This window comes from Streptomyces asoensis (genome assembly GCF_016860545.1).
GTDB classification, from domain to species: Bacteria; Actinomycetota; Actinomycetes; order Streptomycetales; family Streptomycetaceae; genus Streptomyces; species Streptomyces asoensis.
Genome location: NZ_BNEB01000002.1, coordinates 950,327 through 976,606, shown reverse-complemented (window position 1 = coordinate 976,606; position 26,280 = coordinate 950,327). Strand labels below are relative to the sequence as shown.

24 protein-coding genes are annotated in these 26,280 nt (G+C 73.6%); 8 read left to right on the top strand and 16 right to left on the bottom strand.

Annotation, left to right across the window (positions count from 1 at the left end; all coding sequences use genetic code 11):
* Positions 1-29 precede the first annotated feature (29 nt).
* The 10 genes from Saso_RS07520 to Saso_RS07475 all read right to left on the bottom strand — a co-directional run bounded on the left by Saso_RS07520 (position 30) and on the right by Saso_RS07475 (position 8,724).
* Positions 30-362 (bottom strand): TcmI family type II polyketide cyclase, encoded by a 333-nt coding sequence (locus Saso_RS07520; RefSeq protein WP_189928684.1) that lies wholly within the window; start codon positions 360-362, stop codon positions 30-32.
* Positions 363-382: 20 nt separating this feature from the next.
* Positions 383-862: an SRPBCC family protein gene (locus Saso_RS07515; protein ID WP_189928683.1), complete on the bottom strand. Its 480-nt coding sequence runs from the start codon at positions 860-862 to the stop codon at positions 383-385.
* Between the two features lies 1 nt (position 863).
* Positions 864-1,121, bottom strand: coding sequence for an acyl carrier protein (locus Saso_RS07510; RefSeq protein WP_189928682.1), 258 nt, complete (start codon positions 1,119-1,121; stop codon positions 864-866).
* A gap of 36 nt (positions 1,122-1,157) precedes the next feature.
* Positions 1,158-2,408 (bottom strand): beta-ketoacyl synthase N-terminal-like domain-containing protein, encoded by a 1,251-nt coding sequence (locus Saso_RS07505; RefSeq protein ID WP_189928681.1) that lies wholly within the window; start codon positions 2,406-2,408, stop codon positions 1,158-1,160.
* Positions 2,405-3,673, bottom strand: coding sequence for a beta-ketoacyl-[acyl-carrier-protein] synthase family protein (locus Saso_RS07500; protein WP_189928680.1), 1,269 nt, complete (start codon positions 3,671-3,673; stop codon positions 2,405-2,407). Before Saso_RS07500 ends, Saso_RS07505 begins: the two co-directional genes overlap by 4 nt.
* On the bottom strand, positions 3,670-4,089 hold the full coding sequence (locus Saso_RS07495; protein ID WP_189928694.1) for a cupin domain-containing protein: 420 nt from the start codon (positions 4,087-4,089) through the stop codon (positions 3,670-3,672). Before Saso_RS07495 ends, Saso_RS07500 begins: the two co-directional genes overlap by 4 nt.
* A gap of 95 nt (positions 4,090-4,184) precedes the next feature.
* The gene (locus Saso_RS07490) at positions 4,185-5,336 is read right to left on the bottom strand and encodes a SchA/CurD-like domain-containing protein (protein WP_189928679.1); all 1,152 of its coding nucleotides are present in this window, start codon (positions 5,334-5,336) and stop codon (positions 4,185-4,187) included.
* Between the two features lie 137 nt (positions 5,337-5,473).
* Positions 5,474-6,190, bottom strand: a complete 717-nt coding sequence (locus Saso_RS07485) for a class F sortase (RefSeq protein WP_189928678.1) — start codon at positions 6,188-6,190, stop codon at positions 5,474-5,476.
* 117 nt (positions 6,191-6,307) lie between these two features.
* Positions 6,308-6,931, bottom strand: coding sequence for a hypothetical protein (locus Saso_RS07480; protein ID WP_203833509.1), 624 nt, complete (start codon positions 6,929-6,931; stop codon positions 6,308-6,310).
* A 134-nt stretch (positions 6,932-7,065) separates the two neighbouring features.
* The gene (locus Saso_RS07475) at positions 7,066-8,724 is read right to left on the bottom strand and encodes an FAD-dependent oxidoreductase (RefSeq protein ID WP_189927496.1); all 1,659 of its coding nucleotides are present in this window, start codon (positions 8,722-8,724) and stop codon (positions 7,066-7,068) included.
* A gap of 260 nt (positions 8,725-8,984) precedes the next feature.
* Between Saso_RS07475 and Saso_RS07470 the strand changes: the two genes are divergently transcribed.
* Positions 8,985-10,802 carry a serine/threonine-protein kinase gene (locus Saso_RS07470; protein WP_229901541.1) on the top strand — a complete coding sequence of 606 codons (1,818 nt, stop codon included), beginning with the start codon at positions 8,985-8,987 and terminating at the stop codon, positions 10,800-10,802.
* 103 nt (positions 10,803-10,905) lie between these two features.
* On the opposite strand, the gene Saso_RS07465 is transcribed toward Saso_RS07470, so the two are convergent.
* Together Saso_RS07465 and Saso_RS07460 are read right to left on the bottom strand one after the other, a co-directional pair.
* Entirely contained in the window at positions 10,906-11,838 is a 933-nt protein-coding gene (locus Saso_RS07465; protein ID WP_189927495.1) for an anti-sigma factor RsbA family regulatory protein, read from the bottom strand.
* Positions 11,835-12,185 (bottom strand): STAS domain-containing protein, encoded by a 351-nt coding sequence (locus Saso_RS07460; RefSeq protein WP_189927494.1) that lies wholly within the window; start codon positions 12,183-12,185, stop codon positions 11,835-11,837. The genes Saso_RS07465 and Saso_RS07460 overlap by 4 nt, the downstream gene beginning before the upstream one ends.
* 201 nt (positions 12,186-12,386) lie before the next feature.
* Here Saso_RS07460 and Saso_RS07455 point away from each other — a divergent pair, with 201 nt between their 5' ends.
* From Saso_RS07455 to Saso_RS07445, 3 genes are all read left to right on the top strand, one after another.
* Positions 12,387-13,046, top strand: a complete 660-nt coding sequence (locus Saso_RS07455; protein WP_189927493.1) for a DUF6629 family protein — start codon at positions 12,387-12,389, stop codon at positions 13,044-13,046.
* Positions 13,047-13,306: 260 nt separating this feature from the next.
* Entirely contained in the window at positions 13,307-15,643 is a 2,337-nt protein-coding gene (locus tag Saso_RS07450) for a glycosyl hydrolase family 95 catalytic domain-containing protein (protein ID WP_189927492.1), read from the top strand.
* Positions 15,644-15,681: 38 nt separating this feature from the next.
* On the top strand, positions 15,682-17,637 hold the full coding sequence (locus Saso_RS07445; RefSeq protein ID WP_189927491.1) for a glycoside hydrolase family 97 protein: 1,956 nt from the start codon (positions 15,682-15,684) through the stop codon (positions 17,635-17,637).
* On the opposite strand, the gene Saso_RS07440 is transcribed toward Saso_RS07445, so the two are convergent.
* Both Saso_RS07440 and Saso_RS07435 read right to left on the bottom strand, forming a co-directional pair.
* Complete coding sequence (locus Saso_RS07440; protein ID WP_189927490.1) at positions 17,615-19,327, bottom strand: VanW family protein; 1,713 nt, start codon at positions 19,325-19,327, stop codon at positions 17,615-17,617. The two genes, Saso_RS07445 and Saso_RS07440, sit on opposite strands and share 23 nt — an antisense overlap.
* A gap of 183 nt (positions 19,328-19,510) precedes the next feature.
* Positions 19,511-19,954 (bottom strand): hypothetical protein, encoded by a 444-nt coding sequence (locus tag Saso_RS07435; RefSeq protein WP_189927489.1) that lies wholly within the window; start codon positions 19,952-19,954, stop codon positions 19,511-19,513.
* A gap of 425 nt (positions 19,955-20,379) precedes the next feature.
* Between Saso_RS07435 and Saso_RS07430 the strand changes: the two genes are divergently transcribed.
* From Saso_RS07430 to Saso_RS07415, 4 genes are all read left to right on the top strand, one after another.
* Positions 20,380-21,660: a YhgE/Pip domain-containing protein gene (locus tag Saso_RS07430; protein ID WP_189927488.1), complete on the top strand. Its 1,281-nt coding sequence runs from the start codon at positions 20,380-20,382 to the stop codon at positions 21,658-21,660.
* A 17-nt stretch (positions 21,661-21,677) separates the two neighbouring features.
* Positions 21,678-22,127 (top strand): carboxymuconolactone decarboxylase family protein, encoded by a 450-nt coding sequence (locus tag Saso_RS07425; protein WP_189927487.1) that lies wholly within the window; start codon positions 21,678-21,680, stop codon positions 22,125-22,127.
* A 94-nt stretch (positions 22,128-22,221) separates the two neighbouring features.
* Complete coding sequence (locus Saso_RS07420) at positions 22,222-23,427, top strand: bifunctional class I SAM-dependent methyltransferase/NUDIX hydrolase (RefSeq protein ID WP_189927486.1); 1,206 nt, start codon at positions 22,222-22,224, stop codon at positions 23,425-23,427.
* 228 nt (positions 23,428-23,655) lie between these two features.
* The gene (locus Saso_RS07415) at positions 23,656-24,885 is read left to right on the top strand and encodes a phosphodiester glycosidase family protein (protein ID WP_189927485.1); all 1,230 of its coding nucleotides are present in this window, start codon (positions 23,656-23,658) and stop codon (positions 24,883-24,885) included.
* A 32-nt stretch (positions 24,886-24,917) separates the two neighbouring features.
* On the opposite strand, the gene Saso_RS07410 is transcribed toward Saso_RS07415, so the two are convergent.
* Positions 24,918-25,112 carry a hypothetical protein gene (locus Saso_RS07410; protein ID WP_189927484.1) on the bottom strand — a complete coding sequence of 65 codons (195 nt, stop codon included), beginning with the start codon at positions 25,110-25,112 and terminating at the stop codon, positions 24,918-24,920.
* 136 nt (positions 25,113-25,248) lie between these two features.
* Entirely contained in the window at positions 25,249-26,109 is an 861-nt protein-coding gene (locus Saso_RS07405; protein ID WP_189927483.1) for a phosphatidylinositol-specific phospholipase C/glycerophosphodiester phosphodiesterase family protein, read from the bottom strand.
* Positions 26,110-26,280: the final 171 nt, after the last annotated feature.

The following is a 26,280-nucleotide window of genomic DNA, read 5'->3' as shown; positions in this document are numbered from 1 at the left end:
GTCCGGCGACCGGTGAGGGCAGGCTGCGGTCAGCCGGCCGGCTCGCGCTCCCAGAGGTAGAAGCGCTGCGCCATGGCGTCCTTCGGGGAACGCCAGGTCTCGGGGTCGTACGCGCTGACGTAGGAGGCCAGCCGCTCGCTGACGTCACGGAACTCGGGGTGCCCGACGACCTTGGCGATGGCGGGTCCCGGATCGCGCTCGGACTCGATCAGGTGCATGTAGACGTCGCCGAACTGGAAGAGGCTGCGCCGGTGCACCCCGACGAGCCGCGGCAGCTCCCCCCGGTCGGACTCCTCGAACACCTTGGCGATGTCGGGGGCCGATCCCGGGGCCATCCGGGCGACGATCAGTGCCTGGTGCATGGGGTTGTCCTCCGTCCGGGTCAGCCGGTCAGACCGGGGGTGGCGCCGCGCTCGGCGGCGGTCTTCTCGATGCGGTCCCGGATCAGGGCCAGCTGGACCTTGGAGTTGCGGTTGATGTTGTCGGTCATCCACTCGTCGTCGACCGGCGCCTCGGGCTTCATCGCGAAGTCCTGCGTCCAGACCATCCGCGTGCCGGCCGGTACCTCCTCGTACCGCCAGTGGATGTCCATGTGGGCGAACGGCCCCGTCTCGACCCTGCGGGCCTTGACGGTGAGCGTGTCGCGGTCCGGCTCGCGCTCCGAGACCCAGCTCCACACCGTGCCGTTCTCGTCCGGGTGCATGGTCAGCCGGAACGTCGTACGGCGCCCCTCGCGGGAGAGGATCTCCACGGAGGCGTACTCGCTGAACAGGCGGGGCCAGTTCTCCAGGTCGTTGGTCACCTCCCAGACCAGGTCCAGGGGTGCCGCGATGGTGATCTCGTTCTGCGTGTGTCCGGTCATGTCAGGCTCCTGTCGGCAGGGTGCTGTTCACCAGGTCGAGGAACTCCCTGGGGGTCTTGCAGCGCTCGGCGTCCGGCGGCATCGCGATGCCGTACCGGTTCTCCAGCTCGCCGACGATGCCGAGCAGACCCAGCGAGTCGACACCCAGTTCGTCGAAGCCGCCGTCCGCCCGCTCCGTGAGCTCGGCCGGCGGGACGGTGACCCCCGCGGCCTTCTTCAGCAGACCAGCCAGCTCTTCCACAGTGATGCGGTCCGTCATTGCCGTTCCCTTCCTCTGCTGCTCCGTGACACCTCGTCACGAGGCGTCGGTGGCGCCGTGCCGCAGCACCAGCGCCGCGTTCGACCCCATGAGTCCCCGGCTCAGGACCAGTGCCGTGCGCACCTCGGCGGTACGGGCCCGGCCGGTCACGAGATCGAGGTCGTGGCAGATGTCGAACACGTTCGGGGTGGGCGGGATCACGCCGTGCTCCATCGTGAGCACCGCCGCCGCCACGTCCATCAGGGGCGCCGCGCAGTAGCCGCGGCCGATCCCGGTCTTCGGCGCGGTGACGGGCACCCGCCTGCCGTGGGCGCCGAGGGCGTCGGTGATCGCCAGCGCCTCGGCCCGGTCTGCCTCCGGGACCCCGAGGGCGTCGGCGAAGACCACGTCGATCTCCTCCGGGGCGCAGCCGGCCTCCGCGAGGGCTCCGCGTACGGCCTCGGCGAGCCCTTGCCTCGACTCCTCCCAGCGGGAGGCCCCGGTGAAGGTCGCCGCGTGTCCGGCCAGCCGGGCCCGCACCCGCGCGCCACGCGCCCGGGCTGTGGACTCCGCCTCCACCACCGCCATGGCGCCGCCCTCGGCGGGCACGAACCCGCAGGCGGCGGTGGTGAACGGACGGTAGGCGCGGGTCGGGTCGTCGACCGTGCTCAGCTCGTCGTAGCCGAGCTGGCACACCACCGAGTACGGCGCGATCGGGGCCTCGGTCGCCCCGGCCACGATCACGTCGGTGCCGCGCCGCACGGCCCGCGCCGCGTGCGCGAGGGCGTCCAGACCGCCGGCCTCGTCGGCGGCGACGACCGAGCAGGGTCCCTTGAAGCCGCGGCGGATGGAGATCTGGCCGGTGCTGGCGGCGTAGAACCAGGCGATGGACTGGTACGGGCCGACGAACCGGCTGCCCTTGCCCCACAGCTGCTGGAGCTCGCGCTGTCCGAACTCGCCGCCGCCGGAGCCCGCCGCGGTGACCACGCCCACGGAGAACGGCGCGGCGTCGGTCTCGGGCCGGTGCAGCTGGGCGTCGTCCAGCGCGAGGTCGGCCGCGGCCATCGCGAAGTGCGTGAACCGGTCGGTCTGGACCAGGAAGCGCTCCTCGATCGCGGCCGACGGGTCGAAGTCGCGCACCTGGCCCGCCACCCGCAGCGGCAGCTCCTCACAGCCCTCGCGGGTCACCCGGTCGAGGACGCTGATGCCCTCCCGGGTGGACTTCCAGAACGTCTCGGTACTGGCTCCGTTGGGCGCGACCACACCGATTCCCGTGACCGCCGCGCGCCGAGCATGGGGTTCGCTCATCGTGTCTTCTCCCTCGGCCGGTTCATGACCACCGCGGACTGGAAGCCGCCGAACCCGCTGCCCACCGAAAGGACGCTGGAGAGCTTGCGCTCGCGGGCCACGCGCGGGACGTAGTCCAGGTCGCACTCGGGGTCGGGGGTCTCGTAGTTCGCGGTCGGCGGTACCACCTGGTTGGCCAGGGCCAGTACGCAGGCGACGAGTTCGATCGCTCCGATCGCGCCGAGGGAGTGACCCACCATCGACTTGATGGAGCTCATGGGGGTGTCGTAGGCGTGCGGGCCCAGGACCCGCTTCACCGCGGCGGTCTCGTGACGGTCGTTCTGCTTGGTGCCCGACCCGTGCGCGTTGACGTAGTCGATCGAGCCTGCGTCGATCCGGGCGTGGTCGAGGGCGTCCTCGATGGCCCGGGCCATCTCCAGTCCCTCGCTGGTCAGGCCGGTCATGTGGTACGCGTTGCCGAACGTGGCGTACCCGCCGAGCTCGCAGTAGACGTGGGCGCCGCGGGCCCTCGCGTGCTCCAGCTCCTCCAGTACGAGCACGGCGCCGCCCTCGCCCATGACGAACCCGTCACGGTCGGCGTCGAAGGGACGTGAGGCGTGGGCCGGGTCGTCGTTGTTCGGCGAGGTGGCCTTGATCGCGTCGAAGCACGCCATGGTGATCGGGGAGATCGGCGAGTCCGAGGCGCCGGCGATGCAGATGTCGGCCCGGCCCTCCTCCACGGTGTGGAAGGCGTATCCGACGGCGTCGAGCCCGGAGGTGCAGCCCGTGGAGACGGTCTGCACCGGGCCGCGCGCCCCGAACCGCTCCGCCACCGTGGACGCGAGGGTGCTGGGCGTGAACGCGCGGTGCAGGTCCGGCGCCGCCTCGCGGTGGTCGACGTCCCAGCGCTGACCGCGATTGCTGACCAGGACGTAGTCCTTCTCCAGCCGGGTGGTGCCGCCGACCGCCGTGCCCAGGGAGACGCCGACCCGCCAGGGATTCTCGGCGGCCAGGTCGAGACCGGCGTCCCGTACCGCCTCGTCGCCCGCGACCAGGGCGAACTGGATGTAGCGGTCGCAGCGTTCGACGTCGCGCGCGTCCAGCCCGTGGGCCGCCGGGTCGAAGTCGCACTCGGCGGCGATCCGTGAGCGCAGACCGGCCGGGTCGAAGAACGTGATGGCACGCGTCGCCGTGCGTCCGGCCGCCAGAAGGCTCCAGAACGCCGGTACGCCTATGCCGCCCGGGGCGACGATGCCTATGCCGGTGACCGCCACTCGTCTCGTCATGACCGGACCTGACGTCCACCGGCCGCCTCGGCCCCGACGACCACGGGCTCGGCGACGGTCTCCTCGGTGTCGACGTGGCCCAGCGGCGGGCTCGGGGCCAGCGGGCCGAGGTGGAAGACCATCCGGGCCTCCACCTTGCCGACGTTGCGGAAGCGGTGGCGCACGTTGAGCGGGATCAGCAGCCCCTGCTCCGGCTGGAGCGGGTGCGGCTCGCCGTCCAGGTCCACCTCGAGCTGCCCGCACACGACGTACACGAACTCCTCGGAGTACGGGTGGTAGTGCTCAGCGATGCGGTCGCCGGGCTGGATGAGGGCGAGGCCCATGAAACCGCTGGTGGCGCCGACCGTGGCGGGGGTGAGCATGGCGCGCAGGTCGCCGCCGCGCCGGGTGTTGGGCTCGACCTCGCTGAGATCCACGATTCTGTGACGGGAAGTGATCACGACGTTCCTCCGATGAAGTACTGCACCGGCGTGGGAGGGGCGGGGCACCGCCCCCCCGCACCGATGACGAATCAGGCGTCGGGCGACCGGCGGTCGGTGACGAGATCCATGCGCGCCCGTTCGAGGAAGCGCGCGAGACGGCCGTCCTTCGACGCGGACGCACCGGCGGCGTCGTCCTCGAGCGTCGTCAGCTCGGCCACCTGTCCGGGGTCGGACAGACCGAGGGCCTGTCCGGGGTCGGCGGCCTCGAGTCCGCCGCGCACGTCGATCAGCCGTACGACGCAGTCGTCGCGCTGGAAGATCGTGCTGCGCAGGACCGGGCTGCGCGGGTCGTCGGCCGCCGCCTCGTCCTGCCGGGCGAGCAGCTCGGCCAGCTTCATGCCGCCGTCCGCCCGGGTCGGGTAGTACAGGGCGTACCGCTCGGCCTGCGCGTCCATCCGCTCCGCCGTCACGTGGTGCACGGCCGGCAGCGCGGCACGGGTGAAGAAGACCCGGGCGGACTCGGGGTCGTTCAGGTCCCGGTCCTGCTCCAGATGGGGGTTGATGGCCTCCTCGACGGCCCGCACCTCGGGCTGCCGGGAGACGTGGCGCAGCGCGGAGAGCAGGTCGCCGCGCACCTCGATGGCGCGGACCACCCGGTTGCCGTGCATGAACAGCGAGGTGCGGCACAGCCGGGTGGTGTCGTCGACCTGCGGCTCGGGCGAGGCGTAGTCGGCGAGGATCTTCGCGACGATCTCCTCGCTGCCCGGCTTGACGGTGAAGGTGAGCGCGTGGCGGATCACCCCGTCGCCGATCCGGGGGGACGACTGGAGCCTGCGCTCGGCGCGGTCGGCGCCCGTCGCCGGGCCGCCGGTCTCGCGCACGACGTGGAAGCGCAGCGAGCGGGTGTCGCGCACGCAGCTGTGGAGCGGCTCCACCATCGCCACGTGCTCCTCGCTGTTGACCCAGGCGAGGAACGGCGGGGCGCTCTCCCACTCGCTGGTGATGAGCCACTGGGAGGGGTTCTCGATGGACTGGCACAGTTGGTCGCTGACATGTCCGGGGACGGACGCGACCTGGTTGCAGAGCTGTTCGTACGCCTCGAGGAACTGCTGCTGGGCCCCGTCGTAGACGTCGACCAGAAGGACGACGCGGAGCCGGGAGCCGTCGAACACGGACTGGGAGACACGTTGTGACGCCTGTCGCGCCCGCGAACCGGCAACACGTTCGGACGTGGTGGTCATCCTGCGCACATCTCCTTCGCGGAGGGGGGAAGTGAACGTCGGCCGCGGTGATGCGACGTCAGCGTGCCTCGATCCTGTGCCCGTCCCCGCGAGCGCGCGACTCGGATGAACTACGCGGGTGACCGGGCGCCCGGACGTCAGACGAGATGGGCGAAGACGACCAGGTTGTCCGTGTAGTCCTTGACGCGCCTGTCGTAGTTGCCCGCACAGGTGATGAGCCGCACCTGCGCCTGCGCGGTGTCGGCGTACACGCGTTCGTCGGGGAAGTCGGCCTTGTCGAAGGTCTCCACGTCGTCGACGCGGAAGGACGCCTTGCTGCCGTCGGCCCGCAGGACCTGGAAGCCGTCGCCCTTGGTCAGGCCGCTGAGTCCCGCGAAGACGGCGGGGGACGTCTTGGTGTCGACGTGCCCGGCGATGATCGCGGTGCCCGCCTCGCCGGGGGAGACTCCGGCGGCGTGCCAGCCGACGAGGTTGACGTCGGCGGCCGGCGGGGGTTCGAGCCGTCCGTCGGCCCCGATGGCGAGGTCGGTGAAGGGGGCGTCGACCGCGATCTTCGGGATGAGCAGCCGCACGGGCCTGGAGCGCGGCAGGTGCTTGCCCGCCGGGGCCCCGCCGTCCGCTTGCGCTGCGCCCGCGCCCGAGGCGGCGGGGAGCGATCCGGCCGCGGGCGGGGCGTGCGGCGGACTGGGGGCGCCGGACGAGGTGTCGTTGCCGCCGAACAGGTTCAGCGCCAGGAGCGCCGCGGCCGCGGCGCAGATCATCGTCAGACCGGTGCGGGACCGTCCCTCCTCGGCGGGCGGCGGCTCGCCGGCGGGGTCGGAGGGGGAAGGGGCGGAAGAGGGGGGAACTGCCATGGGAGGACCACCTCACTCGGGCGCGGCAGCGGAGCGGACAGAGCACGGGGAGCGGGCCGGGCCGCCACGCGGGGGCATGCGTGGCGGCCGCGGCCGCGCTATCGCGTCCGGCACGGGTCAGGCCGCGCCCGGGGCGCTCTTCTTGCGGCGCAGGGCGTAGAGGCCGGTGCCGGCGACGGCGAGGATGCCGAGTCCGGCCGCGGTCGTGGTGGGGGTGGCGAGGGCGCCGCCTCCGGTGTGCATGCCGCCGCTGGGCTTGTCGTGCTCCTTGCTCCAGCCGCCTTCGGACTCCTCGTGCCCGCCGTTCCAGGAGTCGTTGCCGTGGCCGCCGGAGCTGTCCTTGTCCTTGTAGGTCTCCGGGTCGAAGCGGGGGTCCTTGGCCGCGCCGCGGTCACCGCTGTCTCCGGTCAGGGCCAGGGCCCCGCCGCCGGTGTGCATGCCGCCGCTGGGCTTGCCGTGCTCCTTGCCGTGCTCCTCCTTGCCGTGCTCGTCCTTCTCCTCCTTGCCGTGGTCTTCCTTGCCGTGGTCTTCCTTGCCGTGGTCTTCCTTGGCGGTGGAGTCCTCCTCCTTGGCGGTGGAGTCCTCCTGGCTGTCGTGGTCGGTGCTGTACGAGGAGGTGTCCTCCTTGCTGTAGGAAGAGTCGTCGTGGTTTGTGTCACCGGCTGCGTAGGCGCCCGGGGCGCCGATGGCGAGGGCGGCCGAGGCCGCCGCGGTGGCCAGGATCATGCGAGCTGAACGCATCTGATGGTCCTTCCGTCGCGACCGGGCAGCCGACACCTCGTCAGCCGTGGGGACCCGACCGGGACGTGATCCACCGTCAGCCGCCGGTCGCCGCGGCACCACTCGGGGCGTTCACACGGGTGATGCCACCGGGGTCAGCCGACCGCCAGCCCGGTCTTCAGGACCCGGCGCAGGGTGGCCTCGGCATCCGCGTCCGGACCCGCCGAACGCCAGGCGACGAACCCGTCGGGCCGCACGAGGACGGCGCCCCCGCGTCCCACGCCGTGGCGCTCGGCCCAGTCGGCGTCGCCCTCCGGCACCAGGTCGGCCCCGGCCCCGGTGCCCACCCGGTACGACCTGAGCGGAAGGGCCGACCCCTCGGCGAGGCGGAGGGCGGCCCGGTGCCACGCGTGCTGCTCACCGGCGTCGCTGAGCAGGACGAGGGACCGTTCGTAGAGGTCGAGGGTGGACAGGCGCCGCTCCCCCTGCCTGACCCACAGGTGAGGTGCCCGGCTGCCGGGGGCGCCCGTCAGGTCGAGGCCCTCCGGCACGACCGGGACGCCGGGGTCGGCGCCGACGACCGCGCCCTGCGGGTAGCGGTAGCCGAGGGCCACGTTGAGGATGCCCCGCTGGGGACCGCCGCCGCCCGCCGCGGGCGGCGCGGCGAATCCCGGGTGGCTGTGCTCGGCGGACCGGGCGGCGGCCCGGGCGCTGGTGGCCTCGGCCACGGGGCGCCGCTCGGCGTCGTAGGTGTCGAGGAGTTCCTCCCCCGCCCAGCCCTCGTGCACCGCGGCCAGCTTCCAGGCCAGGTTGTGGGCGTCCTGGATGCCGGTGTTGGACCCGAAGGCCCCGGTGGGCGACATCTCGTGGGCCGAGTCACCGGCCAGGAAGACCCGTCCCGACCGGTAGCTGCGGGCCACCCGCTGGGCGGCGTGCCAGGGCGCCCTGCCGGTGATCTCCACGTCGAGGTCGGCGACCCCGACGGCCCGGCGGATGTGCTCGACGCAGCGTTCCTCGGTGAACTCCTCCAGCGTCTCGCCGTGTTCGGGGTGCCAGGGAGCGTGGAAGACCCAGTTCTCCCGGTTGTCCACCGGCAGCAGGGCGCCGTCGGCGTCCGGGCTGGTCAGGTAGCAGACGATGAAGCGGCGGTCGCCCACCACCTGCGCGAGGGCGCGCGAGCGGAAGGTGAGGCTGACGTTGTGGAACAGGTCGCCGGGTCCGCTCTGACCGATGCCGAGCTGCTCGCGGACGGGGCTGCGCGGGCCGTCCGCGGCGACGAGGTAGTCGGCGCGGACGGTGGTGTGCTCGCCGGTCTCCCGGCTCTTGACCACCGCGGTGACACCGGTCGGGTCGGTGTCGAAGGACATCAGCTCGGTGGAGAAGCGCAGGTCCCCGCCGTGGGCGCGGGCGTGGTCCAGGAGAACCGGCTCGAGGTCGTTCTGGCTGCACAGGCACCACGAGCTGGGGCTGAAGCGGGCCAGACCGCCGCCCGGGTCGATGTCCCGGAACAGCCATTCGCCCGCGTCGCCGACCAGGGTGGGGGCCTGGAGGATGCCGTGGTTGTCCGCCAGGGTGGCGGCGGCGTCCTGGATCGCCTTCTCGACCTCCGCCACCCGGAAGAGCTCCATCGTGCGGACGTTGTTGCCGCGGCCCCGCGGGTGGATGGAGGTGCCCGCGTGACGCTCCACCAGCAGGTGGGGCACGCCCAGCCGTCCCAGGAACAACGAGGTCGACAGGCCGACCAGGGAGCCGCCGACGATGAGGACCGGCACCCTGACCGTGCGGGGGCCGGTGTCTTCGGTTCGTTCGTTCATCACTCTCGTCTCCAGCGCGTCGATTCCGCCGACCCGGCCGGATACGGCGGAGATCCTCATGCATGCCCCGTGGAGGTGACGGCGGCTCAGGCTTCACCCGCCTGCGTCGCGCCGCCCGGGGGTCCGCCCGGGGTCCGCCCCGCACGCGCCACGGGCCGGACGGAACCGCCGGAAACCCTGAGCACGGGCCGTGGCTCGGCTAGATTCGGTGTCCCGTACAGGGCGAACTGACTTACGACGAACATCACTTCGGGAGTTCCGTGTCCGACCACCTCCAGCCCCTGCCGCACCCCGCGGACCCGGCGAACTCCCCGACGGACGAGGCCGCCGCGCTCCGGCGGACCGGGGCCGGACCGCTGCGGGCCGGTGACCCGGTCCGCGTGGGCGCCTTCGTGCCCGTGGCGCTGCTCGGCAGTGGCGGGATGGGGCGGGTCTATCTGGCCCGGGCCGCCGACGACGGCCCCGGGCTGTTCGCGGTGAAGGTGATCCGGCCGGAGTACGCCGAGGACGTCCGCTTCCAGCGCCGGTTCGTGCACGAGGCGCATGTGCACGCCCGTCTCGGCCCGCCGTACGCGCCGAGATTACGCGGCACCGGCTGGGACGACCAACTGCTGTGGATGGCCACGGAGTACATCCCGGGTCTCGACCTGGCCGACGTGGTGCGCACGGACGGAGCCCTGCCGCCGGCCGCCGTGTGGCAACTGGTGGCGGAGCTGGGGCGGGCACTCACCGCCCTCGCCGCGGCCGAGGTCGTGCACCGGGACCTGAAGCCGTCCAACGTGCTGCTGTCGCTCGTGGGCGCCCATGTGATCGACTTCGGGATCGCGAAGGCCGCGGACGCCAGCGCGATCACCGGTACCGGCAACCGGGTCGGCACCCCGGCCTACATGTCGCCGGAGTATCTGCGCACGGGCCACTGCGACGCGGCCTCCGATGTGTTCTCGCTGGCCGGGACGCTGCTGTACGCGGCCACCGGCCGGGCCCCGTTCGGCGACGGCACCGGCGTCGACGTGATGCACCGGGTCGCCTTCGAGGAGCCGAACCCGGAGGTGACCGGCGCGGTCTCCGCGGCCGATCCGGAGCTGGGCGCGCTGCTGACCGCCTGTCTGGCGAAGGAACCGGAAGGGCGTCCGACCCCCGGGGAGCTCATCGACACCTCCGGACCGCACGCGGGCAAGGCGGGCTGGCCCGAGCCGGTGCACGACAGGATGCTGGCCCGCCGCCGGGCCTACGAGACGCTGCACCGCCTGCCCGTCGCCCGGGCCGCCCGGCTGCACCCCTCGGTGAACCGGGCGGTGCCGGGACAGCCGTCGCCGCCCGTCGGGGTCGCGCCGCAGGCGGGCACGTCGGCCGTGGCCGGGGGAGTTCCGGACGCCGGGCACGGCGGTGCGCCCCCGGCCGCGCCCGCGCGGTCGACGGCCGTCCGGGCCTGGTCGCCGAGGAAGCGGGTCGTGGCGGCCGCGGGCGCCACCGCCCTGTGTGCCGTCGCGGCGGGCCTCTTCGTGTTCACGCGCCCGGACACCTCCGTGTCCGCCGCCCCGTCCCGGCCGGACTCCTCCGCATCGGGCGGTCCCGCGGGCGGGGCAGCGGCTCCGCCGGCCACCTCCGGCGGCTGGGACCGGGCCTCCGCCGCGGGCTCGGCAGGCGGGCGGGCGGAGCCGACCACGGCCGGGGGCGCGGCGCCCTCCGGAGCCGTCGTCTCCACCCGGGTCACCGCGTCGCCGCCGGACGGGCGGCCGGACTCCACCGCCACCGCGGTCGGCGGTACCGGCCCCTCCGCCTCGCCGAGCGGGTCCGCGGACAGCGCCCCGACCGAACCGGCCGCCCCGCCCTGGATCACCGACTGCGGGTACTACGCGGGCAAGGCCCGCACCGGCCCCGGCGACACCGGCAAGCGGGTGCGGCAGGTGCAGTGCATGCTCGTCGAACGCGGCTACGACGTGGGCGGTTCCGGCGTGAACGGCGACTTCGGTCCCGAGACGGAGGCGGCGGTCGGCTCCTTCCAGAGCGCCAGGGGGATCACCGCCGACGGGGTCGTGAACAAGGCCACCTGGACCGCGCTGCGCGACACCGTCTGACCCCCGGACCCGGCGGCGCAACGATGCCGGACCGCGCCGGGACCAGGGCTCGCGAGGCGGTCCGAACCGGTCCCGATCAGGTCCGGTCCGGCCCGTGCGGGGCTCAGCGGCCGAGGTAGAAGCGGACGGTCGTGCCCTCGTCGCCGGTGTGGAGACGGACCAGGTCGGCCACGTAGTGGACCAGCATCAGGCCGCGGCCGCCGATCTGCCCGCGCGCGGGCGGCCTGCGCCCGGCCAGCGGGTCGGACAGCCGGCCGGCGTCCCGGACCTCGCACACGACCTGTCCCTCGGCGGCCCAGACGGCGAGGGTTCCCCGTCCGGCGCCGTGCACCACGCTGTTGGTCGTCAGCTCGGCCACCGCGAGTTCCGCGTCGTTCAGCCGCTGACCCGTGAGGCCCAGCCGTCCCGCCTCCTCGACCGCGAAGGCGCGCACCGCGTACAGCTCGTCGGCGCCGAAGGAGAACACGGCGGCGTCCGGCGCGGGCACCAGCGCCTCGTTGTACCGGGCGACGACCCCGCGCCAGTCGTAGGCGTCGCTGACCTGCTCCGTGTCTCCGGTCAGCACGGTCGGGTGGGTGCTCCTCGCGTCGGCGAGGACCTCCTCGTCCAGGCCCGTCGCGTCGTAGGGGCACAGGATGGTCACCGGCCGGCCCTCGAAGGCGGCGTTGATCAGCGCCTCGTGCTGGGCGCACGCCGGGTACTCGACCGTGCTGCGGCCCGCCCAGACCGGCTCCCCGATGATCCGCACCCGGCCGGGCTCGTGGGCGTCGGCGAACGCGCGCAGCACTCCGGGGATGATGCGGCCCGGGTTGCGGCCCGCCACCGTCATGTCGAGCAGGTGCACGGCCTGTGCGTCCGCCCCCAGACCGGTCCTGATCAGCTCGAGGTTGGGGCCGGGCACGGCCACCGCCACCGGTTCACCGAGGTCCAGGCCCTCCTGCACGAAGGACACCGTCCGGTCCACGTATTCCTGAGCGTCCCGGTAGAACAGGGCGGGGTGCTCGAACGCCTCGTGGGTCGCGACCGTGTTCGTCACGGCGCCACCTCGATCCTGCCGAGGCCCGGCCAGAACAGACCCAGGACCCGGGGCACCTGGGGCGGCGGGTGCTCCACGACCATGCGGCCTCCGGGCAGGCCCAGCGCCGTGACGGCGAGCGCCGCGACCCCGGCCACGTCGACGAACCCCACTTCGGACAGTTCCACGTAGGAGACGTCCGCGTGTTCCCGTGCCAGTCCCGCGAGGGCCGCTTCCCAGGGCGGGCGGGTGAGCTCGCTGATCTCGCCCCTGGCACGGATGCCCGGTCTGCCGGACAACGGCCCCACCTCCAGCACGGCCGCGCCGTGCGCCGGCCCGAAACCGCCGGCTCCGCGCGAGGCGTCCACCCGTGGCCCCCTTCGATCCCTGCCGGGCGCCCGCCGCCGAACGGTCGGGACGGTCCGCGGACAGCCTTCCACCCACCCGGACAGCCTAGCGTGGCCCCGCGCGCCGCCGGCGGGCGCTCGGGACGGGCACGGCGGGTCGTAGCGTGGCAAGCACAGCGCGACATGAACGGATCCGGCGACGCTCTATCCCTGGGTGGCGTGATGTGTTGGAGTGCGACGGCCGACCTGGCCGTGGGCGCCGGTGTGGTGGCGGTCGGGGCGGCCTGTGTCGCCCGGGCGCGTGCCCCGCGCGACCTTCCCCTCGCCGCGCTGCCACTGCTGCTCGGGGCCCACCAGATCGTCGAGGCGGCGGTCTGGCACGCGGACGGGGGCGGCGGACCCGCCACCGTGGCCTGGGCCGTGATCGCGCTGCCGCTGCTGGCGGTGTGGGTGCCGGCGGGGGTGTGGTGCGCGGCCCGGCCCCCGGCCCGGCGCAGGCTGACCGCGCTAGTCGTGCTGGGCGCCGCGACCGCCGCCGCGCTCGCGTACGGCATGGCGACCGGGCCGGTGACGGCCGAGATCCGCGGTCACACCGTCGGGTACGCGGTCGGCCTCCCGTTCCCCGCCGTGCTCGTGGCCGGGTACCTCCTGTCCACCGTCGGCTCGCTGCTGCTGAGCGGGGACCGCGGGCTGGTGGCTCTCGGGGCGGTGGTGGGCGCGGGCGCCGCGGCCTGCTTCGCGCTGTGGCGTCTGGAGTTCGTCTCGACCTGGTGCGCCCTGGCGGCGGTGTGCTCGGTGATGCTGCTCGGCTGGGTGCGAGGCCGCCCCGAGCCGGCGGAGCGATCGGCGGACCGGGCGGACACGGGTCGCCGCGTGCGGTAGCGCCGGCGCGGAAGGGGACCCCGGCATGAGCGGGGCCCGGGTGGCGGGTCGGTGGTGCCGCACTCCTCGAACGGCTCACCGGTGGAGCCGTGGCGCGCCCTCCCACGGCGGGGGACGGGCCCGAGTCAGGAACATGCCCACAGGCAAGTCCAAGACATCGGATCAGTCAAGGCCCACAGGGCATTGACAGCCCCACGGGGTCTCCCTAAGTTCCGGATACACCCGATGTCTCGACGGCCCGTCAGATCCGGAGGACGATGATGACCTCGCAGTCCGGGGAGCGCTCCCCCCTGCCCCGCAGAGCCGTGATCGGTACCGCGCTGGGCGGTGCGGCCGCCGCGGCCCTGCCCGTGGCGGCCCACGCGGAAGAGGATTTACCGGCGGCCCGGGCCGCCGGTACCGACCAGGACGCGGCGGTCCGGGCCCGCCCGTGGAAACTCCGCTCCACCATGACCACCGACAGCGCCTGGGCCGGCTTCCTGCGCGCCCAGGACCTGCGGTGGAGCCGGCTGCCCACCCGCTGGTACGAGGGCCCGTTCCTCGGCGACGGACTGCTCGGCAGCATGGTCTACCAGGAGCCCGGCGCCGACCGGATCCGTTTCACCGTCCAGCACGGGCGGGTCCAGGACCACCGGCCCGAGTTCGGCAGCGGCTGGGGCACCTGCCGGCTGCCCGTCGGCCATCTCACGCTCGATCCCGTCGGCACCATCACCGGCGTCGACTGGCGGCTGAGCCTGTGGAACGCCGAACTCACCGGAACCGTCACCACCAGCGCCGGCACCCTCACCCTCTCCGCGTTCGTCCACGACGAGGTCCTGGCCACCCGGGTGACGGCCACCGGCGGCGAGCAGGTCACCTGGACCTTCCACCCCGAGGAAGCCCTCAGCCCGCGCAGGATCCAGGAGGAGCCGCCCGCCGGCTACACGGCCAACCCGGCCTGGACCACCAGGACCGCCGCCGACGGCACCGAGCAGGTGCTCCAGCCCCTGACGGGCGGCGGATCGACGGCGACCGCCTACCGCCGCACCGGCGGCGAGCTGCTGATCAGCGTCGGCCACGGCTTCCCCTCCGCCACCGCCGCCGAGGCCGACTCGCTGCGCAACCTGCGGCGCGCCGCCTCCTACGGGGCGCTCAGGCGGCGGCACACCGACTGGTGGCACGCGTTCTACCCGAAGAGCTTCGTGTCGTTCCCCGACGAGCGGCTGCAGAGCTTCCACTGGATCCAGCTCTACAAGGTCGCCTCCGCCAGTCGCGCCGGCGGGCCCGTCATGGCCACCTGCGGGCCCTGGCTGGAGCCCACCCCGTGGCCCGCCGTGTGGTGGAACCTCAACGTCCAGCTGGAGTACTGGCTCGTCCACGGGTTCAACCACCCCGAACTCGACTCGCTCGCCACGACGCTGCGCCAGAACCAGGAACAGCTGACCGCGAACGTGCCCGCCGCCTACCGCACCGACAGCTCGGGCGTCGGCCGCAGCTCGGACATGTTCGCCGACCGGGGCGTGGGGCGGCCCGGCACCGGCGCCGAGACCGGCGACCTCACCTGGGCGCTGCACAACGTGTGGCTGTCCTACCGGCATTCCATGGACCGCTCGATGCTGCGCGACACCGTCTTCCCCGTGCTGCGCCGGGCGATCAACTACTACCTGCACTTCCTCACCCCGGGCAGCGACGGAAGGCTCCATCTGCCCAGCACCCTCTCCCCCGAGTACCCCGTCGTGCCTCCCCAGGACACCAACTACGACCTGGCCCTCGTCCGCTGGGGCTGCCGGACGCTCCTCGACAGCGCACGGCTGCTGCACCTGGACGACGAGCTGATCCCCCGCTGGCAGGAAGTGCTGGCCAAGCTCACGCCGTACCCGGTCGACGACAACGGCTTCATGATCGGCGCGGACACCCCGTACGCGCAGTCCCACCGGCACTACTCGCACCTGCTCATGGTGTACCCGCTGTACCTCGTCAACTGGGACCAGCCCGAGAACCGCGAACTGATCAGGAAGTCGCTGGTGCACTGGCACGCGCTGACCGGCGCCCATCGCGGCTACAGCTACACCGGGGCCGCGTCGATGTACGCCATGACCGGCGACGGCGACACCGCGATCTCGTACCTGCGGAAGTTCTTCGACCCCACCACGCGCTATCCCTGCCGGGCCAACACCCACTACACCGAGGCCGGTCCCGTCATCGAGACGCCGCTGTCCGCCTCGCAGTCCCTGCACGACATGTTCTGCCAGAGCTGGAACGGCGTGATCCAGGTGTTCCCGGCCGTCCCGAAGGCCTGGGCCGACGTCACCCTGCACGACTTCCGCACCGAGGGCGCCTTCCTGGTCAGCGCCGTCCGTACCGCGGGGACGACCCGGTTCGTCCGGATCAGGAGCCTGGCGGGCGAGCCGCTCTCGGTGCGGCACGGCCTCGCCGGCCGGCTCACCGTGCTCCTGGACGACGGCACTCCGGCCGCCACCCGCGACCTGGGCGACGGGGTGCTCTCCGTCGACCTGCCCGAAGGCCGCGAGGTGCTCATCCACGCCGGCCCGCGCCCCGACCTCGTCGTCGCGCCGGTCACCGTGAGCGAACCGGGCGCGCCCTGGGGCCTGCCGTAGCCGACCGCCCGCCCGGATCCCTGACAGGAAGACCTCCCATGGCTGCTCCGATCAGAACCGCGGTCACCGCACTGTGCGCCGGGCTGGTGGCCACCCTCCTCACGACCGTTCCCGCACGGGCCGGGCAGGACCCGGGCCCCCGTGACCGCGACTGGGCCGTCACGGCGGCGGCCCACGGGCCCCGCGCCCGGATCTCCCTGGACGGCGCCACCGGCACCCTCGGCATCGGCGTGTCCCGCGAGGGCCGTACGGTCGTCGAGCCGTCCCCCGTCGGCATCGTCACCGAAAGAGCCGACCTCTCCCGGGATCTGCGCTTCCTGCGCCGCACGGACCGGACCGTCGACGAGCGGTACCGGGCCGCGTCGGGCAAACGCCTGGACCGGCGGGTACGGATGACCGAGACCCGGCTGTCGTTCGCCACGCCGGCCGGGGCCCGGCTCGACCTCGTCGTGCGCGCCGCCGCGGACGGCGTCGCCTACCGGTACGTCCTGCCCGCCGGGTACGGCGACGTCCTCGGTGAGACCTCCGCGTTCACCCTGCCGTCCGAGGCGGGCGCCTGGCTCAGCACCTACCGGACGGACAACGAGGGCCAGTTCGCCCCGTACACCGCGGCGAGCGCGCCCACCGGCGCCTACTCACCGCAGGCGCTCTTCGCCACCCCCGGCGGCTACACCCTGCTCGCCGAGTCCGGTCTCACCGGCGCGTACTCGGGGGCCCGGCTCGCCCACACCCAGGGCAGCGGCACCTACCGCGTCCGGCTCGCCGACGAACGGGTGGAGGCCGACGGCCCGCTCGCCACCCCCTGGCGGGCCCTGGTCACCGGTGACCTCGCGACCGTCACCCGGTCCACCTTCACCGACGACCTCGCCCCCGCCTCCGAGGTCACCGACACCCGGTGGATCCGGCCCGGCACCGTGCTGTGGACCTGGCTCGCCGGGGGCCGCGCGGCCGGGCAGAGCCTCGCGGCGCAGAAGGCCTACGTCGACTACGCCGCCGCACGCAACTGGCCCTACGAGGCCGTCGATTCGGGGTGGTACTTCAAGAAGGACGAGTGGGACGTCACCGACCCGGACTGGCAGGCGAACAGCTGGATGCCGGAACTCGTCGCGTACGCGCGGGCCAAGGGCGTCGGGATCATCGTCTGGATCCACCAGCGCGACCTCGACACCCCCGAGGAACGCGCGCGGTGGCTGCCCACCCTGGAGCAGTGGGGCGTCAAGGGCGTCAAGATCGACTTCATGAACTCCGAGGCGCAGTCGATGCTCCGGTGGTACGACGCCGTCCTCCCGGAGACCGCCGCCCACCACCTCATGGTGGACTTCCACGGCTCCACGATCCCCAAGGGCATCCAGCGGACCTGGCCGCACGTCATGACGCTGGAGGGCGTCGGCGGCGAGGAGAAGCGGACGAACACCGCCGCCCATCTCACCACCCTGCCCTTCACCCGCAACGTCGTCGGCTCCATGGACTTCACCCCGGGCGCCTTCCAGCGCGTCGGACTGCGTCCGAACTCCGACGCCGCGGAGGTCGGGCTGGGCGTGCTCTACGAGTCGGGGCTCCAGATGTTCGCGGGCACCCCCGCGTCGTACGACGAACGGCCGCTCGCCCGGGCCTACTTCGACCAGCTCCCGGCGACCTGGGACGACACCCGGCTGCTCACGGGGCGGCCCGGGCAGGAGGCGGTGCTCGCCCGCCGCAGCGGGGACCGCTGGTTCGTGGGCGGGGTGTACGCGGGGGCCGCCCGCACGGCGTCGGTACCGCTGGCCCTCGGGCCTGGACGGTGGCTGGTGGAGACGGTGCTCGACGGCGCCGGCGGTCTGGTCCTGGACCGGCGCGTCCTGCGCGGCGGGGACACCCTCACCGTGGACGTCGTCGCCCAGGGGGGCTTCGCGGCGCTGGCCTGCCCGTGGCGCGCGGGTGTCACCACCTGCCACCGCCCTCACCCCGACCCCGCCCCGCCTCCGCCTTCGCTCACCGGGCGGGTTCGCAGGTGATCTCGTCCCGCGGGGTGTAGTGGGTGCGGAACGGCTCCCGCCGCACTTCCCTGCCGCCGTCGTAGAACACCCGCTGGACGGTGACGTCGAAGCCCTCCAGCGGGGTCTGCGGCACGCACTGCTCGCCGGTGCCGACCTTGTGCCGCGGCTGCGTCACCCGGGTACGCGGCCCGGTCACCGACCTGACCTCGTCGTACTTCCTGGTGCCGAGGAAGTCGACGGTCACCGAGGTGTCCGTGGCCCGGGCCCGGACGTAGAGGGCGTGTCCGGAGTCGTTGGCGAACTTCAGGTCGAGACTGCCCCACGCGACCGTCGCCTCGCGGCCCTCCGGGTAGCGCTCGATGTAGAAGGAGTGGGCACCGTGCTCCACGGGCCGCACACCGGCGAAGAACATCGCGTTGTACATGGTCGTGGCCATGGTGGAGACCCCGCCGCCGGGTGCCTTGGTGAACTCGCCGCCGAGGATCATGATGCCCTCGCCGAAGCCGTTGGCCTCGGTGCGCTGCCCCACGGTGCGGTTGAAGCTCCAGGTCTCGCCGGGCAGGACGACGGAGCCGTCGATCAGGTGCGCGGCCCGCCCGATGTTCTTGGTGCGGTACGCGGCCCGTTCGAAGTGGACGGTGAAGGACGACATCCGCTCCTTCAGTCCCAGCCGGGGCGCGCTCTCCCGGGTCACCTCGGGCCGGGTCCGCTCCACGGCCACCTCCCCGGTCCTCGCTCCGCCCGACCGGGTGAGCAGCGGCAGGACCGCCTTGCCCAGCGCCTTGTCGGTGATCCGTACGCCGGTCCGGGCGTCCCGGGCGACCACGGCCCGGTCGCCGTCCAGCCCGAGGACGGCGTTCTCGGGGGTCGTGGTGACGGCGGCCAGGGGGCGGGCCACCGAGGGCGCCGCCCGCAGCCCCCGGACGTCCAGTTCCGGCACCAGCCTGCCGGCGCCGTCCGGCCGCATCGTCAGGTGCTCGCCCAGGACGGCCGGGGCGACGGTGACGCGCCTGCCGTCCGCGGTGAGGGTGACGGGCGCGGAGACGGCCGGGCGCGCGAAGTCGCGCACCGCCCGCCGTACCTCGTCCTCGGTGACCTTCGGCCGTGTCTCGCGGGCGGGGAGGTCCGTGATCTCCCCCGTCGCGCCGCGCAGGAAGGAGGCCCGCAGGGTGCCGACCGCAGCGTCCACGTCCAGCGTGTGCCCCGGGCTCGGGGCGACCTGCCGGACCCGCGCGCCGGTGAAGCCGACGGCGCCTTCGCGGACCCCCTGGTCCAGTGTCTTCGCCAGCTTCTCCAGGGTGGCGCGGGTCTTCGCCTCGTCGACCCGCACGACCGGTTCCTCGTCGCCGCCTCCTGTGCGGAAGAGGCCGCGGACCACGCCCACCGGGTCGGAGCCGTTGCGGGCCGCCCGGTCGACCGTGCGCGCGGCGTCAAAGCCGATGCCGGCCGAGCGCGGGTCCACGGTCGCGGTGCGGCCCCCGACCCGGACCGTCAGCTCCCGCGGGCCGGCCGCCGCCAGGTGTGCGTCCAGCCTGCGCACGGCCTCCGTACGGCTGAGGCCCCCGATGTCCACACCGCGCACCGTCGTCCCCGACTCGATCTCACCGCTGGTGAGGACCACCCCGGTCAGATAGAGGGCGCCGACGCCGACGGTCAGGACACCGCCCGCCAGGACGAGGGGTGGCACGGAGGCTGTTCGCAAGCGCATGGGTCTCCTGGAGGGGACAGCGGGCAGGTGACACGCCCCGCCGCAGGATCCGCAAACAGGGCAAGCACCCCAAGCTACCCAAAGGCCTCGATAAGCCATATGGCCGACAACACGTATGTCCCGGATCACGTCCCGCCCCCGACGACACGCACTCCGACGCGGGTCGGGCCCGCGGGGCGGGGGTCAGTGGCCGACGGCCCCGCCGTCCGGGTCGGCCGACGGGGTGACCACCTCGGCGGCGATCCGGCGGTAGGCGGCACGGGCCTGACCGATCCGGGCCAGCACCGTGCCGACGAGAGCCGCCGCGCACAGGCAGACGAGCCAGGCGGTGTCCCGGTGACCGGCCCAGGTGAGCGTGCCGGCCGGTGGAACGGCGAAACCGTTGAGGATCAGCCAGCACAGCACGGCGGTGCCGGGTGCCGCGGTGAACCGCGCGCACACTCCGAGCAGCGCCGCCAGCAGGGACAGCGCGGCGAGCGCGAACCCGGGCCGGTCGGAGCCCACCAGCACGTTGTGCAGCGCCACCAGGACGAGCGCGCCTGCGAAGGCCGTGGCCCACACCACCGGCGTGGCGACGGGCTGCGGCACGGGCCTGGCGCCCGCCCTGAGGAACACCCACTCGATCATGCCGCACGCATCCTTCCGGTCCCCCACACCCCCGGAACGCCGACCGCCACGGCAGCGTGGACCCACCCCGCATTCTTTCACCCGTCCGGCCGCCCCACGGACGGAACGCCCCTCACCCCCAGCGGACCCCTACGGGACGTCGCCCCGGCATCACCGGCCGCCCCGTCAGCCCCTGCACCGTGTCGGGACGGCAGGCGCCGTGATCTTCGCCGTCGGAGGGTGATGGCCCCATCCGGCTGGTCCTCGGGGGTTCGGCAGGCGCCTGCCTTTCGCCTGCCTGCGGGAGGGGCGAGACTTCGGGACGACGCCGTACCTCCCGGCCGGCGCCACCGCGGGCGATCCGTGGGCGATCCGTGGGCGGGCCACCGGCGGCCGGCCCCGGAGCGGACATCCGCCCACCAGGCCCCACACCCCGACGGAGAACCATGACCGCCGACGGCACGACCCCCGCCACCGGACCGCAGGCACGCGCCGTCGTGCTCCTGCGCCGCCCCCGACTGTGGCTGGTGCCCACGGTCCTCACCGGGCTGCTCGCCCTGTTGCTGTCGCTGCTCTACATGGGCGGTGTCGTCAGCCCGCAGCAGGACCTGCACCACCTTCCGATCGCCCTGGTCAACGGCGACACCGGCAAGCCTCCGGCCGGACAGCGGCAGAACCTGGGCACGCAGATCGCCGCCGCCATCACCTCTGACTCCTCCGACGACACGGCGCAGTGGCGCACGCTGACCCGGGCCGAGGCCCAGGACGAGCTGGACTCGGGCAAGGTCTACGGCGCCCTGGTCGTCCCCGCGGACTTCACCGACTCCGTGACCGCGCTCACCACCACGCACGCCACGGCGCGGCCCACGCTGACCGTCCTGACCAACCCCGCGAAGGGAAGCCTCGGTTCCTCGCTGGCGAGCAAGATCACCACCACGGCTGCGCAGCAGGCCTCGCGGACCATCGGGGAACGGCTGACGGCGGCCGCCCCCGGAGCGGACTCGACGCGGAAGCTGCTGCTCGCCGATCCGGTCCTCGTCGCCACCGAGGTCGGCCACGCGCTCGGTGACCACAGCGGGCTCGGCCTGAGCGCCTTCTACTACACCCTGCTGCTGGTGCTGGCCGGCTTCATGGGCGGCAACGTCATCAGCAACGGCGTGGACACCGCCCTCGGTTACGCCGACAACGAGATCGGCCCCTGGCACACCCGGCTGCCGACGGTGCCGATCAGCCGTACCCAGACGCTGCTGCTGAAGATGCTCATGACGGCCGGCATCACGGTCCTGAGCGTCTCCCTCGTCCTGCTGGCGTGCGTCAGCGCCCTCGGCATGGACGCGACGCACATCCCGCTGCTGTGGATCTACTCCTACTGCGCGTCCCTCGCGGTGGGCCTCGGCGTCCAGGCCATCAACGCGGCCTTCGGCGGGATCGGCCAGCTGGTGTCCATGTTCGTGTTCATCGTGCTCGGCCTGCCCTCCTCGGGCGCCACCGTCCCGCTCCAGGCCGTCCCCGGTTTCTACCGCTTCCTGTCGCACTTCGAGCCCATGCGCCAGCTCAGCGACGGCGTCCGGGCGATCCTCTACTTCGACGCGCGCGGCGACGCCGGACTGACCCGGGCCTGGACCATGATCGCGATCGGGGCGGCCGCGGGGCTGCTGTTCGGCTTCGCGATGGCCTCCTACTACGACCGCAAGGGCCACCGCCGTCTCACCCCGCAGCCCGCCTGATGGTTTGATGACCAGCTATGACTCGACGGATCTTCATAGACAAGCAGAGCCCCAAGGCGTACCACGCGCTGGTCCAGACGTCCGAGGCCGTCCGGGCCACCGCCGCCGACGCCGGACTCGAGCGCTCCGTCGTGGAACTGATCAACCTGCGCGTCTCGCAGCTCAACGGCTGCGCCTTCTGTCTCGACGTGCACACCCGGGCCGCCCTGCGCGCGGGTGAGGACACCCGGCGGCTGGGTGTCCTGGCCGCCTGGCGGGACACCGAGCTGTTCACCCCTCTGGAGCGCGCCGCGCTGGCGCTGGCCGAGGCGACCACGGTGCCCTGCGACGCCGCGACGCAGGAGAGCGCCTACGCCGACGCCCTCGACGTGCTCACGGACGACCAGGTCTCGGCGGTGATCTGGGTGGCCGTCACCATCAACGCCTTCAACCGGGTGTCCATCCTCAGCAAGCACCCCGTGCACTGAGCGACGGCGGGCGGCCCGCGGTTGCCGCACGCCGGGTCCGGTAAGAATCGTCTGGCCCGGTGAGCACCGACCGTCGTCCCGTGGAGGCCCGCCCATGCCCCGTCCCCTCGCCCCCGGCGGCCCGGAGTCCCTAAACGCCGAGGCCTGGCAGGCGTACGCCACGCACCACCTGCGGCGCGGCACGGCGCTCGCGGAGGCGGACCGGATCGACTGGGGCTTTCCCGGCGCGGGGCCGGACGAGTCGTTCCTCGGTGAGCTGACGGGCCGGCGGGTCCTGGACCTCGGCTGCGGAACGGCCCGTCATGCCGCCCGGCTGGTCGGCGCGCACGGTGCGACCGTCGACGCGGTCGATCTCGCACCGGGCCAGATCGAGCGCGCCCGGGACCGGTACGGTTCGCTGCCCGGGCTGCGGCTGATCCGGGCCGACGCCGTCGAGCACCTGCGGACCGCGCCGCCGTACGACGTGATCTACTCCGTCGGCGCGGTCCCCTACGTCGACCCGCGGCGCCTCCTTCCCGCGCTCGCGACCGCCCTCGCGCCGGGCGGCACGCTGTGCTTCTCCGTGCTGCACACCAACTCCCTGGGACAGGGGCCGACCGCGGAGGCGGTCGCCCGGCCGGAGACCCTGCGGTTCGCCGGCAGTGGCGGCACGACGGTCCACATGTGGGTACCGGCCCCCGAGGTGTGGGAGGAACTGCTCACCGCGCACGGGCTGCACGTGACGGACGTCGTGCCGGTGACATCGCCCGACCCCGGGAACCCGGCCGCGTACCGCGTGTTCCGGGCCCGGCGCCCGGCCCGCGTGCTCGCCCGCCCGCGCAGCGGCCGCCCGCCCGTCGCCCACGCGGCGATCGGCGTCGGCGCCATCCTGCACGGTCCCCGAGGGCTGCTGCTGGGCCGTCATCGCCGGGGCACCTGGGAGCTGCCGGGCGGCACGGTGGAACCCGGGGAGTCGCTGCGCGACACGGTCGTGCGGGAGCTGCGCGAGGAGACCGGGCTGCGGGCCGACCCGGCGCGGGTACGGCTGCTCGGCACGTCGCTCGACCAGGTCGGTGGCGTCGTGCGGATGACCGTGGGCGCCGTCGTCACCGACTGGGAGGGCGAGCCGGCCGACCAGCCGGGCGAGAGCGTCGGCGACTGGCGCTGGTACCCGCTGGACCGCCTGCCGCCGTCCCTGTTCGAGTGCAGCGCCCAGTCCCTGACCGCCTGGCGACCCGACCTCCCGATCGACCACGCCCCGGCCCACTTCACCCCGTACGACGAGCGGACGGGCGACGAGCGGACGGGCGACGACGGCTGACCCGGCCGGCCGTCGCCCCCACCCCCGAGCCCGCACGCCCCGGGCCCCTCGCACTCCCGACCCGCGCGTGCGTTAGCACAGGCGGTCCGGCGGCGCGGCCGAACGGCGGTACGCGCCACCCGCAATCGTGGGATTCCTCACCCGTTCCCGTGGTCTTCACCCACGCCCTCCCGCGGACGTTCCCGCAGGTCATGAGATGGTTGCGGACCAAACAACCCAGGGGGGTCAGTGACACGACATCAGCAGCGGTCCGGAGAAGGCAGAAAGGCGGTGACGCTGCTCGTGGCGCTCGGCACGGTGGCCGGTGCGGCGCTCGCCGGGGCGGCCCCGGCCGACGCCGCGACCTGGACCACCGTGGCGGCCGGCGTGGCATACCGCCAGTACGACCTCCCGGCGGCCGCGGGGACGGCGCACGCGCACGTGCTCAGCGTCGATCTCACCAACACCCATGTGCGCCTCGGCCTGTTGTACCCGGGGGCGGTCGCGTCCCGGGCGGCCGTCTCCTCACTGGCGGACAGCCGGAACGCGGTCGCCGGCATCAACGGCGACTTCTTCAACATCAGCGAGACGCAGCACCCGGGCGTCGAGGCGACCGGGGCGAGCGTGGGGCCGGCGATCGCGAACGGGAGGGTGCTCAAGGGTGCGGTCCCCGACGCCCAGCGGTTCGGACCGGCACTGCCTCCGGGTACGGACACCAGGGCCGTGGTCGGCGTCGGCACCGACGGCAGGGCCCGGCTCGACAGCCTGTCCCTCGACGGGTCGTACAGCATCCGGGGACGGCGGCTGCCGCTGGGCGGTGTCAACCAGTACGCGCTGCCCGAGAACTCCGTCGGCGCGTACACCTCGGACTGGGGCGGTGTCTCGCGCAAGCGGGCCACCTGCGGCACGGACACCGAACGGGCTGCCGCGTGCAGCACCCGCACCTACGAGGTGACGGTCCGCAAGGGCCGGGTCGTGTCGACGTCGGCCGCGCCGGGCAGCGGCACCATCGCGGCCGGCACCACGGTCCTCGTCGGCCGGGAGGCGGGTGCGCAGCGCCTGAAACGGCTCGTCAAGGGCCAGGCGGTGGCGGTGCGCTACGGGCTCACCTCGGCGGCCGGTTCGGCGTACGGCTTCGCCGTGGGCGGCTATCCGATCCTGTCGGGTGCCAAGGCGCCGGCGGGCCTGGACACATCGGTCTCGGCGGTGCGCACGGCGGTGGGTATCGGCAACGGCGGGAAGCGGGTCTTCCTGTTCGCGCTGGACGGCGCCACCGCCTACCGCAGGGGCCTGACGATCGCCGAGGTCGCCGCCGCGCTGAAGAGCCTCGGCGCGACCGAGGGGTTCAGCCTGGACGGCGGCGGCTCGTCGACCCTGGTGGCCCGTCCCGCGGGGTCGGCCCGCGTCACGGTCCGCAACCATCCGTCCGACGGCTATGAGCGGCCGGTGGCGAACGGCATCGGGGTCTTCACCGAGTAGCCGTCCGGTTCAGGAGCAAAACCGCAGCGGCCTCACGGCCGGAGGCTGCCGACGATGTCGGCGGTGGCCGTGAGACCGCTGTGGATGGTGGGAGCCATGCCGGTGCCGGCCAGCAGGAACCCGAGCAGCAGGCAGACCAGGCCGTGCGAGACCTTGAGCCCGCCGTTGCGCGTGAAGATCACCGCCAGGATCAGCAGAAACAGCACCGCGGAAATCGAGATGGCCACCGTCAACCTCCTGCGCCAGGTCCGTTCTCACACCGTTCGGGCGCAAGTGTGACCCAACGCGATGTTCGTCCGTGCGGCTGATCCGTCCGCCGAACGAGTGGTGTCGTGCAGGGTCGGGGACGGCCGCCCGAAGGGGTCACGCCGTCCGGCGGGCGTCGAGGAAGGCCTCCAGCCCGGCCAGGTCGTCGGTGTTCAGGTGGTCGACCCCGGCGTCGAGGAGTTCGGCCCACAGCGCGTCCCGGGCGGGTCCCGCGAGGTCGGGCGTCGCCCAGAACCGCAGCCGCTGCCCCCGGGCGTGGGCGGTGCGCACGATGGTCCGCAGCTTCTGCCGCTCCGCCTCGGGGAAGGCGCCGATGCCCGACCAGGTGAAATTGAGCGTCCAGTTGTCGCTGATCAGCGAGGCGAACGACGCCTGAGAGGTGCCGAGGTCGGCGAGCCGGCCGTCGTAGAAGGCCCGTCGGACGGTCTGCGCCTCCATGGGGGCGCGGGCCGCGCGGTCGCCGGAGACGACGGCGGTGACCGCACCGGAGCGGACACGGCCGTGGGCGTAGGTGGTGAACAGGCCCTTGTAGCGGCCGAGTCGGCGGTCGAGTTCGAGATAGGTCGACGCGCCCTCGGTCTTGATGTCGATGAGCAGCTGGAGGGGCTGCCGGTACCCCGGGTACACCGAGCCGTGCCCGGCGCGCACCCGGGCGGCGAGCGGGGCGAGATAGAGGGAGTCGAGGGTGCGGGCGGGGTCGAGCCGGTCCGCCGAGTGGGCGACGAGCAGCTCGCCGTCGACGAGGAAGATGTCGGCCTCGACGCTGCCGAAGCGGTGGTCGAGGGCGTCGAGGAGCGGACGGGGATGCTCGTAGTCGTTGTGGGCGTGGGCCCGCCACAGCGGGTGGGGGCCGTGCCGCCGTCCGGCGGCGAAGGCGCTGCCGGCGGGCGGCGCGAGCACCGCGGCGGCCGTGGCGCCGAGACCGGTGAGCACGCGGCGGCGGGTGACGAGAGCCATGTTGTTCCTCCCTGCGGGGCGGGCCGGACCACAGGGAGTATGGGCTGTCGCGCGGTCAGGGAACCCGCGCACGGCAGGAGTTGGCCGGTCCGCCGCCGGTTGTTCACTCCTTCCGGCCGCGGACACGGAGGAGCCCGCCCCGGGCGGGGGCGGGCTGCACCGGCGGAGCGG